This is a genomic window from Paenibacillus sp. V4I7 (genome assembly GCF_030817275.1).
Classification (GTDB): Bacteria; Bacillota; Bacilli; order Paenibacillales; family NBRC-103111; genus Paenibacillus_E.
This window is the reverse complement of the sequence record NZ_JAUSZD010000002.1, coordinates 3148039-3163423: the sequence shown is the minus strand read 5'-3', so window position 1 is coordinate 3163423 and position 15385 is coordinate 3148039. Positions and strand designations below refer to the sequence as shown.

Below are 15385 nucleotides of genomic sequence, written 5' to 3'. Positions count from 1 at the left end.
TCGCAGCTGTCATTATCAATTCGTGATCTGTTTCTATAACTGAAGCGTCCCGATGTTTTTAATGCCGTTAGTTGTTTCAGAAGCTGACAACAACAATGTTGGTGTCGTCGTACATTATATTGAGCTTCTTTTTCTATTTAGAAAAATAAGTTGCTGTAAAAAACCTGATGGTTGTAATCAGCGGAAAATACGGAAGCATTAATTTTCGCAGCTGCTTGAGTCGTTTCTCCTTTTGTTATCGCTGAAGTATAAGAGCTTGTCCATAAAGTTCCGTTAGGTAAGTTCAAATCATTATAAATATATACATTTGAAAAAGTAGCATATCTCATGTATGATCCTGATTGTAGATAACCATTGTAAGTACCATCGCCACGTGCTAGATAACATATTGATGCCTGTTGAGCTAACTGAACATTTTGTCCTTCATTGGTAAAATATCTACCAGGAGCATACATGCTAATACTTGATATTTCTGAATATGTAATGCCATTAAAAATCGAGAGAATTAGTTGATCATCGTTTGCTTCTACAATCATGTATAGTTTCTGCACTTGATTTTTGTCAATACTAACCGTTGGAGATTGGTACCATCCGTCATCATCTTCCCCTGGTAGACGTTTACCGTCCCACCCGGGCAACCCTAAGTATATAACCGGGAACCAATATCTTCCGCTCGAATCTTCAGTACCTACGCCTAGATCTGCCCCAGAATAGGGCATACCTGTGCTTGGATTTTTAGTATACGCTCCGCCAAATACATATGAGGAACTATCATTTGTTTTATTTAGATATACAGAAGGTAAATCTATTTTCATAGTTGTTGTTGAATATCCCCATTGTGAGATAACATTTCTAATTACACCAGTTGAGTGTTCTTCACTAGGTGACGATGCAAGCGCTGAAACCTCATTTTTTAAATCTCTTGATTTTATTAATTCTTTAGGCTTGTACATATTAAAGTCATGCTTAGGGAGTTCTTTATAACCATCCTGCTTCTTCATTGTACCCTTTTTTACTTTTTCATCATCAGTTTCTCGATCCAATAAACCATTTACTAAATTTCTCAATTGCTCGTTGGATAGATCTTCAGACTGCAATACGTTATCAATAATACTAGTGTACTTTTTCCCAAGATTAGTAATTTCCTCTTTCGAAACTCCTTTATTGATTAGTTTCTTCTCAACCTCAGAGATTTCTTTGTTAGTAGATGTAGCAAATGAAGTAGGTAAAACCACAGAAAAGGTTAGTGTAAAACCTAATGCAACAGCTAAAAGTTTTTTCATTTTCATTGTCTCCTTTTTTTAAGATCCGAATTTTCATTACCTTTATCTCCCACTACTATATTGTAGACGATTATTTACATTTATTGGGTTTATATTTTGTAAATTTTTTCCTTTTTCTAGCTATGTAGGCTCTAAGATAATCAAAAAAAATGGATAAATCATAGAAAACTAGTCCTTATTTGGAGGCAACTGCAAAAGTACACTTTTTTAAAGAAAATAAAAAGCTGAAAAAAACAAGCCTCTAGAATCGCTTCTAAGGCTCGTTTCGCGTTTAAGGATATTCCCAAAAACTACTTCTGCAGCTGTTTCCCTTTAGAAACAATCTTGCAAATTAATAATGATTTATCTTGCGTTTATTTTCTCAGCCAGTTTTGCGCTATCAAGACTAGACATGTTCGAGGTTTTAATAATGTCCCAAAGTATACTTCTTTTAACTCCTAATTTCTCGACCTGGTTGACTGGTATACCAATTTTTAATAATCCATTCTTTGCAATCTCGTCTCTTTGCTGATCAGTCAATTGTCCAGGTTGATAATTTTTACCTAGGTTCATACCAATTCTTAAGACCACGTATTTATAGTTTGAAACATCCTCCTCAGCAAATCCTTCAATTTTAGAGGTTCCCGCTTTATACTCTCCACCGATAGAAATTTTGCTTAATAAAACAGCACTGTCATCGTAAAAATAAAGATTCCCACCTATCACATTATCCAAGTCACTCTGTAACATAAAAGAAACTTTGGTCTTATTTTCTGCTAAGTAAGTAATTAGGTTACCAAATTTCATGTTATTTTCAGCAGTGAACTTTAAACCTTCGTTATTAATAAGAATCTTAGTTAAATTAGAATCATAGTCAACATTTGCGCCGAAATTCTCACTAACAAACCTAACTGGGACGTAAGCATGACCATTGTAGTTTAGACTAGTATATTCTTCTGGTAAGGGAACCTGATTATTATTAATGACATATTTAGCTGGAAATAAAGTAACATCTAATGAAGCCGCAATCACAGTGGTACTGGCTGTAAGCATTATTCCAGACAAGAGACCTAAAGTGAATTTTTTCATTGTATTCCTCCTATATACATTATTAAATAATTAGTACTTTAAGAATTTTTAACATTATCTTGATGAGATTAACCAAAAAAACACTAGGAGTTTCAAATTTCTAATTAACTCATACTTTGAACAACTGATGACTATATGATTAATTCCCCCTCCCTCTGTTTTTTAATTCATTTTATTATAAACCAAAAAATCCCTTTTTCATATAAAAATGGATATTAACTTTTTGTAATTTTTTATTTAATAGAGCCTGTTCAAAAAACTCCTAATATTGCGTAAAAATAAGGTGTTGCAATACCTTGCAGAAGGGCTGAACATGAAATAGGTATTTGTAATGCCTCGCATTAATGTGCATCCCAAGTGAATAACGTAAAAATCCACAGATTTCTCTATGTTTCTAACGGGTATGTTGATACGAGCTACTCCTGTAATTCTCTTAATTACCTTTTGCTCAAAATTCTTACCAACTTTTTGTGAGACAATGTTTCTTGAACCATCTCAAACAACTCCTTTTTTAATATTTTTTTTGATCGCCTTAAGCGGCTTTCCACAGCGGTCTGAGAAATATTTAAGAAATGGCTAATCTGGCTTCTGATAACAAATCAATCCTATCTTCCAAGTCTGACTTTTCGCGCCCCGGTATGATGGGATGGGTTTATTGACGGGGGTTAAATCCCAATACATACCATCTAAGAGGCGCTCAGATTCCATGAACGTTGCAACTAAAAGCATTATAAGTATTAGACAGTGTAAACGCCAATATAATAAAATATTGTTCCAAATTTGCATAGCTGATTACTTTGCTTTAATCTAAAAATTAGAAATCTTGGAAATATACATCTAATTAGAGGAGGTTGGTTATGAAAAGATGCTAGGTATTGCAATTGCAGTCTCGGTAGTCGTCTGTCTTATAATAGGGACAATAATTATTTTCAACAAACCGGATTATCCAACTCATAAGTTTCTCTTACCAAAGGAATATTCGGGTGGGTAAAAGTTATATTTGATCAATCTGAATATCCTGCTTTGAAACATGAAGAAGGAAATACATTGTATATGAAGTCCCTCCCTCTGGAAAAATTAGAACTCAAGCAGTAACATTACAGGCCCTATGGTTTTTTATTATATTGAGAATAATGGACAAAAAACAAAACTTCCTGATACTGTGATAATGATACATGGCTTAGGAACTTCAACTGGGGAAATAAGGAACACTGATGGCACAACAACTAGACCAGAAAAACTTAATTTTTTGTTGGGACAGAAAAGCAATGGGAGCAAAGCCAACCTCATTAAATCTTTAAGACCCACGGCACTTAGGCCCACACTTTCTATCGTTTGAAATAAAGACCCCTGAAGCCCACATGACAGAACAGGTAATAGCACATCTGAAATAGGTGAGCGTATACGGCAACCTGCTACGCCTTAGCACTTATTCGAATGCCCTCCGATGGCGCTCAGCGTTTGCAGCAACTGCTGGGAGGTATGTCAGGGGGTAAAAACATACTTCAGCGGAAACGATAGCTCATTTAACAGGGTAGTCTTCGTTCAGGTTACAGCGATAAGTTGCTCACCATGAGTCCGGCGTTGAAATTCATTATACGAAAGGAGATATTATAAATGTTCACAAAAGTTGCGATTGTAAGGAAGATTATATCTGGTATTCTAATGTCGTTAATTCTTTCACTAATTCTATTGCTTATTCATGGGTATGCCTCATTTTTCGCTTATTTTATGTACTTTTCAGTTGGTTCCTTAATTATTGGTGTACCCTTTTCAATTGTGACAGATCTGATCCTATCCAAAAAGAAGAAGTCAATAAATTACCTTCTGATGGGACTTATTTTACATCTTGTGTTTGCAGGAATTATTGTTTTTTTGTTTACTTTTACCGAATCCGACGATATTCTTATTTTCTCAAATGTTCTGATAAATTCAGTTTTTGGAGCAGCAGCAGGATTATGGTTAGTTGATAGTTTTTTGAAAAAAATTCAGTTACTTAGATAAAGAAAAAAGGTGTTCATCCTAAGTCAAGTGACTTTGGACGAACACCTTTTTATTAACCGCTAATATCGAATGTCCAACTTGGATAAGGGGGAGCTAGAGCAGCAAAATCAACATCACCGTTTGCTTTTCGTGCGGCATCATGTTGGAAAATCGTTATATAATAACCTAGCGAACGATCATAGAGATAGAATTCGTGTGAAGGTGCTTTATCATGAGAGCCTTTGACCCTCCAATCCCCATCTCGTTCCATCCACGCATCATAATAATAAGTAATATCTGGAGATATGGAATCATAGTACGGGAGACCACAATCTCCTCCCGCACCAAATTGTTTCAAATCTGTTCCATAACTATTTGGTGACAACAAATATAAATCGTAAGCCCCATTGCTGGAAGTACAATTTGCTGTTTTTGAGCTAATAGGGTTGTTATTTGCATCAACAACATGTGTTACACCAGTTCCTGTTCGGTGACCGTATGTACTATAGTATGGTTGATCGAAAGTGACGTCAATGTTTTGTAAAGTTTTGTACTCATTAGACAATACATCATATGATCGGTTGTTACCCAAAAAATAGGTTCCTGACGAGAATGGGTTTGCAACTCTATAGTCAGGAATAAAAGTCATATACCTGAAAGAAAAGTACGGTACCGAACTGAAAGATACAACGTTTGATTCCTTAAGACGGTTTTCCTCCAGATTCGATTGCAAATTACTATCAAGAGTTTTTACAAACTTAATTGCCTCGAACGTATTTTCTAACTTAAGGAGCTCTTCATCCGAAACAGCATTCGCATTATTATATTTCGAATCCTTTTTGATTTTATTAATATCCTCAACATTGAGCTTTTTCTTCCCAATCACGTTATAACGATATTTGGTGCTAGGAGTTACATCTTGATCGGAAAATTGCCTGCCAGAAACACTCGCGATGTGCGAACCATCCCTATAAACTTCGTAAACATTGTCATCATCAGGAATTTCTGGCCAATTTAAAGTGACAGAATTTGAACCAGCTATACTTTCTATAGTCATGTCTGGTATTGTATTCTGATTTTCGTTTTTTAACGACACATTATCAGTGGAAGATTTCGCTTTTGTAGATATCCTTATGGTATCAATTAGTTGGTTTCCATTGTAAGCGACAATAAGATACTTATAAAGCTCGTCTGCTTTAATTGCAGAATCAACAAATGTGTTTTCTGGGGTTTCACCTACAAGTTTACCATCTTTGTATACCTTGTAATTTGTCCCAATCTTTTCCCAACTCAATGTTACAGATGATGCAGAAATTTCAGTCTTAGCTTTAATTTGACCTTTGGCTGGAGCAGCAAAAGAAACAGATGATTGACTAAACAATGTTACTACAATAAATGGCACTGCTAACAAAGATATTGTTTTTTTAATGCTCATTCTATTTTTTCTCCTCCTACTTATATCAATTTTAATCCATACAACCCGTATCCAGTACTCATTGAACATTCAAGTTACTTTAAGAATTGATTGATGTAATGATACCTCCTTAAACTAGAACTATATGATCATTTTTTCCCTCCAATTCCACATTTTAGCATTATTTCAATAGAATAGGATGATCACCTAGACTTATTTAATTGACATATTTTGCGCTAGTAACAAGGCATGCACAGTAAGACCATTGGCCTATTGAAGACAGACAATAAGAGGTAATTTTATTAATCTCATGCCAGCCACGCTGGGGATGCAACGACGCTTAACGTATATTTTCGTTAAAATGTTGTCGGGACCCCTATATGAGTCAAGGCTTCTATCTTAAAAGCTTATGATATTTTAAAAATGCTCATGACTATTGTCATTAGGTATTGTGATAATGAAACTGACATGGTGGGCATTCTTAGTAAGTTAAGATAGATCATATAATTTATTACAAGGGGGTATTTATATGTGGAATAGAAATAAGTCTACTGGACCACGCGGGGGCTATCAACGGGACCTGATTGGACTTTCAACGGGGCCTCGCGGAGGATTATTATCGACAGGCCAGACGGGGGACTTTCAATAGGGCCTGGTGGTGGTCTGTCAACTGGACCAACAGATTATTATGAGTAATGTCCCACCATGGCCTATTTTTTTAAAATAATTGAAAAAATATGGATTAAATCAATATGCTGAAATAATAAGAAAACATCAATTTGTAGTACTCTTGAGTATTTAAAAAAGCAACAGTGGATGTAAGTTCTTGTCCTCTCACACACTATATGAGAACATATCGAACTTATGGATACCATCGCTCCAGCGTTTATCATCTATCCATTTATCCAATGACAACATTAACGATTTATATTCTGTAAGCGCTATCTAAAAGAACTTAAAGTTCACTCACTAGATAATTTTATGGCTATTTATATGTTATGACTCGCATTATCCATATGAACATTCAAACGAAATAAGGTTGGCAAACGCCGATAACTTGAAACTAATGATATTATATCCACAATCAATCTGATTCTTGAATTTAATTATAGGATGCCCCCCTTCGAATATATATATTGTTTGTTTTGTTCTATGTAATAGCTGCGTAAATTAGTTTAAATTACCCAGTGAGAAGCGCGATTAATACATAATGCCCTTAAATTTACACAATCCTGCATTCTAACAACCAAACACAACGTTGCTTACTTTTAGATGGAAACGATCAAAAGTAAATCCCACTTCTCAAAGAGAGCGGGATTCTTTATTTCATCCAATGATGGCTTTGTCCAATTCATGCGCAATAAGTAACCCACCCCTCTCCTATTTTAACTACAACACAATAAGGCAGTGGTGCATCAAGGTCCCCTTTCAGGTTTCAAAAATAAGCTGCGTGTCGCTCAGGCATATCATATAAGTTGGACAAATTTCCTTTCATTAACATAGTTCTTGAAATATTCAGATTCCGCCAATACACCTTTTTAACTATTTGAGATAATGTTCATGTCAAAATCGGGAATGGGATAAAGTTCTAGTCAATTGGCTGTGACAACAACTTTATCTTATAAAACAAATAAACCGCGATTTTACGCGGTATTTAATGAGATAACGTGCTTGTCACCCGACAATTGTTATTAATCTCTATATGCTATATCGGTTGTTTATATTCAAGCAAGATAAAACTTATTGGAGCTAAAATTAGAAGTGCTTATTCAGTAACATATCCTACTACTTTACCTTTGATATATGAATGATCAATAGGACCTATACCGCTGCTGTCAACTGAACCTCTCCACCATTCATCAGGCATGACAAAAACATGATTTTCTGGAACTTTAATGTTTTTAGCCATCGTCAAACCCTCTTCCGACGCGACAGGTTGATTATGGAAAGTTTGATGCCCATAAAAAGTATCTAGTTTTTTATTGTTTATATAAATTTGTCCTTTACTTATATGAATTACTTCTCCGGGCAACCCGATCACCCTCGAAACTTTTCTTTGATATAATTGGATTTGCTCTTGGTCTGTTATAGAAAAATGCTCTTTGATAAAACTATCCGAAAATTCCATATAGATGATATCTCCCCTATTTATCGCGCTTTTCTCATAGTACGATTGACTAACGACTAGTTTCCTTGGAAAAGTAGTGTCTCTATTCATTGCATCCTCTAAATACTCAAAAATCATATGTTTATCTGGCAATTTGATTACATTGTACTGAGTCTGAGGTTTTTGAGTTGAGATTGTATCTGTAATGACGTTTGAATTAATCGAAGTATTACAAGCACATAAGCATAGAAGTAAAACAAACGTTATATACTTTAATTTATTCATAATCCACTACCCTTCATTTCTAATAAAAATGAAGTTGAGAAATCCTCAACTTCATTTTTTCGCTAATTCATATTTATGATATGAGCATCATTTGGTTCTACTACTAAAAGATTTATATTAAAGTTTTTTATTTCTTCGTATAATGTAATTTTAAGTGAATGCAACAATTTCCCGTCATATGTGAAACTAGACTCCATAATAATTGAGTGTTTTTTGTCAAAAATGACTTGAGTGCTGTTTTTTCCATCTATTTTTTCGTACTTTACTTCAGTTCTTTTTTTCAACTTGTTATCATTAACTTCTTGCTTTATTTTTTCAGTAGTATAGGAACTAAACAATTTGTGGGGAACCACTACATCAGTTCCTTCATTTTTAAATTCTCTTACCATTAAGTCATTTGTTACTTTTGTATATTGATATAAGTTAAGTCCATCCCACACCTCATAGTCACCAGAGAATGGTCCAGTCAATGTGTTCATTCGGTACTCACCATTTGAATTAAACCATACTTCATAATTCGATTCAACTAACCTTCCTTCTGGATCAAGAACATTCTCAGAAAATAAAATATGTTTCATATACTTCTCAGTTTTCACTAATTGTGATGGTGTACCTGCCTCAAGAGGAGTGCTTTTTTTGTCTTGAGAATTATTCTGATTGGTGGAGTCATGAGCAAATACATTAGTACCTATTAATAAAAAAATAATTACTGTAAGGATACTTAAAAATTTAGTGTTTCTTTTCATAATATTCACCTACCATTAATTAAAATTTTGTCTATACCGTTTTGGGAAAAGATGTTCCTTAAGTGGGCCGCTAGGCAAAGTTTTATCATAATTTTTAAGTTCAAAGTAACCAATTACGTAATTGTCACCTAAAGTTACTTTGGCATTCGGATAATAATCCTCTAGTAATGAAGAGTTACTGTTTGTATGTAAATGCCCATTGTGAGCACTGCTATCATACACTGTTGTATATAATAATGATGTAGGGTTTTTGTTAGTACCAATCCAAAGGCGTTCTTGTTCCCATTGATCATATACAGGATAAGTGCCGCAGCCTGTGCAATACGTGTATGTCCCATCAGTATGAACAATATTTGCTGAATTAACAAAGATTGGATCGGGATTCCAGTAGATACTGAAGCTAAAGTGTGTATCTGCATAATAATATTCACAAAATTGACGACAGGACACCACAATAAAAAAGAACTCAGAAAACGTAATATTTTCAGCTTCCATTTGTAAGAAGCGAATATTTGTTTTATTTGATTTTTTTAGGTTTTCAGTAGCGGACTTTATCATTCCTTTTGAATGATCAATGCCAACAAGAATTAATGCAGCATCGGCAATAGATAATAAAGCTTCCCCACCGCCCGTACCAATATCAAGTAATAAATCGGACTTTTTACATCTTTGAGTAACTTCATAAAGAAAATTCCATTGTTCTCCTTCAGAAGTAGTTCTTAATTTACTAAAGTCCCAACCGTTCAATTGCCCAACCTTGTCGTAAAAATCCTTGTACTCAGACCTGTTCATATTTTCTCCACCTTTAAAATGAGATAATAAAAAGCCAAGGGGGTTATGGGGCTGTGCATGAATAAGAGCAAATGAAAATTCATCTGTTCCGTCATTCAGAAGTCCGAGTGTCCTTGACTTTAATATTTTAGATATCAGCCCGACACCATTCAAAGTTCTTAGTTTCACGAGACCAAAAGGGCAGAAAATCCCTTTGGTAGCTGGCACGCGTTTTCTCCAGCCCGAAAACTAATTACTTCGAACGATAAGGAATGACATCCATTTCACCTCATTAAGAAAGATATTTCAATTTTAAATGTTATGAACCTGCCATTCAAGCTTTAATTTATTATTACTGCCCGTTAGTTTAGTCATGTTATTCTCTAACATCATGTTTCTCTCAGAGAAAAGGAAGTATCATTTATATCAAATTTATAAAGTACTGTAGAGTCTGCTATCTGAAGTGATATACCAAAGTATGCTAAAAAAAAGACAGTCAATGACTTTTGTTTAAAAGTCGATGACTGTCTTATTATTAGGCTATCGTTCTGCGTTAGTTTAACTCTAAGCAGTCGTGTACCAAGTAAATAAAAAATAATTATCCTCGTTTCTACCCATTATCTCGAGCAGGTTCCAGTCATCGAAAATAATAATATTACTCGATTCATTGGTTAATTCCCTATAAACATCAATATCAATGTCTACTTCAAGAATCTTCTTAGCTAACATCTGAGAGTCAATGCTACTAAAAACACCTTTATCTATACGATTTAAAATTCTATTAAGTACTGCGTCCCTGGAAGATAGAACTAGTTTTTCACTCCAATTCCATTCCTCTTCATGATATTCAAGTCTCTCCAAAAGTAGGATATATGCATTTATCTCCGATTGAATCATATCTCTCTTAACAGTAATGAGAAATGAACTAACCTCATCCGACGGGCGCCGATATTCGTCAATATTGAAATGTTCGATAAAAGGAAGCCCCTTAATAAGTTGTTCAGATAGGTTTTCAAACTGTTCCTTATGTATCCCCATTTATTTCACCACCTATAGGATCTTTATAAACTACAAACGCAGTGGAATGAAAATATCTCCCACTTTAAGCAGTTCGACAAAAGATAAACAGCACCCATTTTTATGTAGGATTCATTAAGGATAACTGCTAGTTATTGCAACAAAGAGCTGCAACGCGGCAGCCCTTGTGACATTAAACTATTGTTATCCGTTAGTTCAATGCACTCTTCCTCGTGAGACTCTTTCTTGTTCTTGTGATCATTGCCAATAATATCAGTGTAATAATTATTAAAAATGAGTTGATCCCATAATACAAGTAAGTTAATTTCATTCTCTTAAGCCATTCACTTACCAAATAACCAGACATAGCAATTTTTTCTACGTGAGATTCTAATTGTGGGAATGAATTAAACTTCGAATTTAATAATGGAAATTCCATTGCTGATCCAATTGCAAGGGGTGGGTAGAATTCAACCCAATCTTTATTGGTCCAACGATCAGTTTTGTATCTCATGTCACCTTCAAAATTGTTATAATTCCATCGGAAACTTGCAAGCACATTTAGCAAGACAATAATAATAGTAAGGGCAAACAAACTTACCTTTCTTTTATCCAAAATATTCTCCTCCTACCTATGTCCATGTCAGCTTTTCTGGTATTTAACTATCGTTCTCCGTTAGCTTAATCGATTGTTGCATTTATTTTCCGTATTCAGTTATTTTAAATGCCTGCTTTAAGCAATCAAGTTGATCTAATTTAACCCCCATTTTTTCGTTGAACACACTGTAAATAAGTATCGCTAAGTCTCAATGCACGCCTTTTGAACGTGCCCTCTACATGGAATTTCATCAATACACACGCCCCGGTTCCCAATCATCCGCTGGGTTATCACCGGTTATCTCCTCGATCTCGTCGAGGGTCTCATTTATCAGATAAAGCGCGCCGTGACTCTGTGCTAAGTGGTCTCCGGTAATAAATGGACCAGTCGGCGTTACCTCGATCGTTTGGCCGGCGTAAAATGCCGCAATCCGTACTACCGCTTCGATCGCTTCGGCGTCACCAGTGAGCTCGCCGTCTTCTGTCCACGATACGGAAACGCTACGATCTTCTAACGTACCGTGTACTGTAAAACTGTTCATTCGCCGATCTCCTCCATCACGTTCTCTTAGTTTCGTTTAACTAACGTCTCCCGAGGGAGTTTAACGAAGTCTTATTAGATTGACGCTTGTAAAAATCCTATTTTTCTATTTTGATTTTTTAAATTTCAATAAGTTATCAATAAAAATAGCAAGGATTACTGTAAAAAGTGGGAAAGGTGGTAATAAAACAGGGTACAGATAAAGCGTCATGATAAAAGCTTCTATGCTGTCTGTTTCCCATAAATAATATAAATACCAAAGGAAACAAACTATACCAAAATAGTAAGTTACCAAATATCCATGAAAACCGAAAAAGGATACAACTAAACAGAATAGGCTCAAAAAAATATAGGGGAATATTGGAAATCCAACATCGAATTGAAAAATAACACTATTCTTAATCCACAATATTAAGGTGGTTAGTATAACTAAACTATTTAGATTCAAAAAATTTATTTTGTGTTTTTTAGGCATAAAAAAAGGTCTGATTAATTTTTTCATGATTCCCCCAACTGCTAGCTACTATCAGATGAATATATTGCGTAAAGGTTTAAAATAGACGCTATAACTCTTATTATAGTTGCGTTATACTGCTCGTTAGCGTAATAATTTGCTTATTAGCCATTAAGTGAATAATGCATTATTAGTTCAATGCCATTTCTACCAACTTTACTGTTCCCTTTGTATAGAAACCCTGATTTTTCATATAGCCGTTTTGCTAGTAAATTGTTCTCATTAACAGCCAGAACTATCTCATCTACGTGAGGAAAATGATTTACCACAAACTTAGGTAAACTATTCAATGATAATCCTGCAAAGCCTCTTCCTTGATGTTTTCTGTCGATAGAAAATGCCCTCAGTAAAATTGCATTAACATTCTCGGTAAAAGTTTGAATTTCTTCGCTATGGTGTAAAACAAAAAATCCGACAGGTTCATCCTCAAAAAGAATAACCACAGGATAACGATTTATATCTTGGATGGACAAATCAATAACTGCACTAGGCAAGACAACAAAACTTTTTTGTGCTTCATCCAGCGTAAAATTCCTAATTCTGGATTCCCATTCTGGACTATAAAACGCAAGACGGCAATTCATCGTTATACCTCCTATAACAAACCTCTTTGGGTTCATTATATCATTTATGTCTATGAGCAAATGTTCTTCATTGCCCGTAACTTGAGCAAAAAAAATGGGATCTGCTGCTCGGTAGGCAGCGATCCCATTATTTTACTATCGTTTCCGTTAGTTCAATCTCTACCTGTAGTTATAGCCGCCTTTTCGTGGGAGTAATTCTTCAAAGTCACAAGCCGCAACTGCCTTAAAGCCTTTTGTCCAAAGGCATTCAAGAAGTAAAGAAATAGACGCCACATAACTATGGGGATTAAATTTTTCATTCGGTTCAACCTCAAGATAATACCTTGAAAAGAGAAAACCAATACTCGTATTGTACATCAGTATCAATAAAGATTTTACAGAAGAAATTGTTTAGATCCATGACTTTATTCACCACTCTTTAGAGAAATTCCAGCAATGATTATTCCATAATAAAAATTCACTAACTTACCGTATTATCCTGCCCGTTAATAAACAAAAGAGGGGCTGCCGCAAAGTATACCCCCTCAACTATCCTTTAGCTTAATAATTTGTAGATCTGGGTTGAATAATCAAGAATTAGTTCTTTCATTATAAGTGAATCCACCCAACGCTCTGGTATACATTCTAAACCGTATAATGCACCAGCTAATTGACCGTATACGGCACCGGTTGTATCAGCGTCGTTACCAAGGTTAACTGCTAATAGTACCCCTTCTTCGAAACTTTTCCCATGATAAAATGCCCATAACGCCGCCTCCAACGATTTTACAACGTATCCGCTGCCTTGAATCTCTGGAGGTTGCAGTCGTTTGTATGACCCCTTATAGACTTCATTAATATTAGCAACTAGTGGATCCTGTGCCCATAAGAAATCGAATGTCTCTGGATGTAACAACTCATCTTTATTCATTCCTTTAGCCGCAGCAGCAATCATAACACCGAGCAGCCTACAAGCATCAATACACTCTTTTGCTGAATGCGTAGTTCTAGAGCTGATACCAGACCATTTCGAAACCTCATAAAGACTATTAGAAAAAAATAACGGAACGGGAGCAAGTCGCATGATCGAACCATTGCCTGCTGAGTAACGGTTTTCAGACCCACTAAATGGTTCACCTGTACGTTCGAACCTTCGAAGAGCCTCAGCGGTAGCATTTCCAATGTCAAAGCATTCTCCAGTTGAACTTAGATGTCCGGTACGATACCATTTCAAATACCGCTCCATTTGATCCATCGGATCAAACCCCATTTTTAATATCAGGCTTTCAGCCAAGCATAAGGCCATGGAAGTGTCGTCGGTCCAACCACCTTTCGGTAGTTCGAATACACCTCCGCCAATCATTTCTGTGACTTCCGAAAATGTCCCGGGTTCCTTAAACTCGACGGTCGTACCGATGGCATCGCCAATTGCTAATCCAATAAGGCTACCTTGAAAACGGTTGGTCATAATGAACCCCCTAGAAAATGCTTAATAGTCAGATTGTATCATAAACATTGCCGGTTAATCGCTCGTTAATTCAACGAAATTCAAAAAGGAGCTGCTTCAAAAGCAAGCTCCTCAACTATCGTTTCCGTTAGTTGAACGAAGTCCATGGTTTTAATACCGTCCGTACTTTCGATAAACTATCAAATTCTAGAAGAAAGGCAAAGTAAAACCTGCTTCTTTAAGGTTCAAACTCTGCCACTGAGACCGTGTGTTAAGGTATTGACTACGAAATGAGTTGGGGTCTTTCAATGTCATGCTATCAAATTTTTTTGAAAAGATGACAAAAGCTTCATTAACGATTTGAAGGGATTTCTCCTTATCCTTTGAATTAAGGGCGTCATTCAACAACCAGCGCATTTCATAAGGTACTGTTTGATAGATATCTCCTTGGTTATCAAGATGATATTTATAATCAATTTTTCCCAATAATACTGCCGTGTCAATTGCTATTGCTAAATTTTCCCTAGCCACATTCAGATACTGGTCACTTGTTTTGGGATCTCCATGAACACTTGCATTCAAAGCTTGTTGAGTGGTGACCAAAGAAAAGGAATATCTTTCTAAAACTAACTCCGTATGTTTGACTAAGGTTTGATGGTTAAGCCAATTTATTCTCAGACTCCACGTAAAAGCAACAATGAGTACAATGATTATCCATTTCGGTCTAACTTTAACTTTTTTTATAAAATCTGTCATGTATAAGCTCCTCTAGTGTAGTGCTACACTGCTTAATACGAAATTATAACACTCCTTTATTAGCATCTATATATGCAAAATATTCCAATATCCTGCCCATTAGTTTAATAAAAAGAGCAGGCTACGTAGCGCCTGCTCATCCATGTGTGTTATTCACTATCGTTCTCCGTTAGCTTAATGACCTGACCTGTCGTCTATGGTACGGTTCACCGTAGTTGTATCTAAACACAAAGAATCATTTAACCATAAAATATATGATTCCATATAAGACAAAACCACTCCTAACATTGGAG

Annotated in this window: 14 protein-coding genes; 1 reads left to right on the top strand and 13 read right to left on the bottom strand. The window is 35.5% G+C overall.

Annotation, left to right across the window (positions count from 1 at the left end; all coding sequences use genetic code 11):
- Positions 1–137: 137 nt before the first annotated feature.
- Together QFZ80_RS15670 and QFZ80_RS15665 are read right to left on the bottom strand one after the other, a co-directional pair.
- Complete coding sequence (locus QFZ80_RS15670) at positions 138–1283, bottom strand: hypothetical protein (protein ID WP_307559836.1); 1146 nt, start codon at positions 1281–1283, stop codon at positions 138–140.
- Positions 1284–1625: 342 nt separating this feature from the next.
- Positions 1626–2351, bottom strand: a complete 726-nt coding sequence (locus QFZ80_RS15665; RefSeq protein ID WP_307559833.1) for a stalk domain-containing protein — start codon at positions 2349–2351, stop codon at positions 1626–1628.
- Positions 2352–3968: 1617 nt separating this feature from the next.
- Between QFZ80_RS15665 and QFZ80_RS15660 the strand changes: the two genes are divergently transcribed.
- The gene (locus tag QFZ80_RS15660) at positions 3969–4355 is read left to right on the top strand and encodes a hypothetical protein (protein ID WP_307559831.1); all 387 of its coding nucleotides are present in this window, start codon (positions 3969–3971) and stop codon (positions 4353–4355) included.
- Positions 4356–4407: 52 nt separating this feature from the next.
- On the opposite strand, the gene QFZ80_RS15655 is transcribed toward QFZ80_RS15660, so the two are convergent.
- The 11 genes from QFZ80_RS15655 to QFZ80_RS15605 form a co-directional block, all read right to left on the bottom strand.
- A complete protein-coding gene (locus tag QFZ80_RS15655) occupies positions 4408–5769 on the bottom strand; it encodes a fibronectin type III domain-containing protein (protein WP_307559829.1) in 1362 nt (453 codons plus the stop codon).
- A gap of 1744 nt (positions 5770–7513) precedes the next feature.
- Positions 7514–7966: a signal peptidase I gene (gene lepB / locus QFZ80_RS15650; protein WP_307564135.1), complete on the bottom strand. Its 453-nt coding sequence runs from the start codon at positions 7964–7966 to the stop codon at positions 7514–7516.
- A 236-nt stretch (positions 7967–8202) separates the two neighbouring features.
- Positions 8203–8886: a hypothetical protein gene (locus QFZ80_RS15645; protein ID WP_307559827.1), complete on the bottom strand. Its 684-nt coding sequence runs from the start codon at positions 8884–8886 to the stop codon at positions 8203–8205.
- Between the two features lie 15 nt (positions 8887–8901).
- Positions 8902–9885, bottom strand: coding sequence for a class I SAM-dependent methyltransferase (locus tag QFZ80_RS15640; protein WP_307559825.1), 984 nt, complete (start codon positions 9883–9885; stop codon positions 8902–8904).
- Between the two features lie 336 nt (positions 9886–10221).
- Entirely contained in the window at positions 10222–10695 is a 474-nt protein-coding gene (locus tag QFZ80_RS15635; protein WP_307559823.1) for a hypothetical protein, read from the bottom strand.
- Positions 10696–10885: 190 nt separating this feature from the next.
- A complete protein-coding gene (locus QFZ80_RS15630; protein WP_307559821.1) occupies positions 10886–11290 on the bottom strand; it encodes a hypothetical protein in 405 nt (134 codons plus the stop codon).
- A gap of 232 nt (positions 11291–11522) precedes the next feature.
- The gene (locus tag QFZ80_RS15625) at positions 11523–11813 is read right to left on the bottom strand and encodes a hypothetical protein (RefSeq protein ID WP_307559818.1); all 291 of its coding nucleotides are present in this window, start codon (positions 11811–11813) and stop codon (positions 11523–11525) included.
- Positions 11814–11918: 105 nt separating this feature from the next.
- Entirely contained in the window at positions 11919–12314 is a 396-nt protein-coding gene (locus tag QFZ80_RS15620; protein WP_307559816.1) for a hypothetical protein, read from the bottom strand.
- Between the two features lie 116 nt (positions 12315–12430).
- A complete protein-coding gene (locus QFZ80_RS15615; RefSeq protein WP_307559814.1) occupies positions 12431–12910 on the bottom strand; it encodes a GNAT family N-acetyltransferase in 480 nt (159 codons plus the stop codon).
- 535 nt (positions 12911–13445) lie between these two features.
- Positions 13446–14357, bottom strand: coding sequence for an ADP-ribosylglycohydrolase family protein (locus QFZ80_RS15610; RefSeq protein WP_307559812.1), 912 nt, complete (start codon positions 14355–14357; stop codon positions 13446–13448).
- Between the two features lie 186 nt (positions 14358–14543).
- The gene (locus QFZ80_RS15605) at positions 14544–15092 is read right to left on the bottom strand and encodes a hypothetical protein (RefSeq protein ID WP_307559810.1); all 549 of its coding nucleotides are present in this window, start codon (positions 15090–15092) and stop codon (positions 14544–14546) included.
- Positions 15093–15385: the final 293 nt, after the last annotated feature.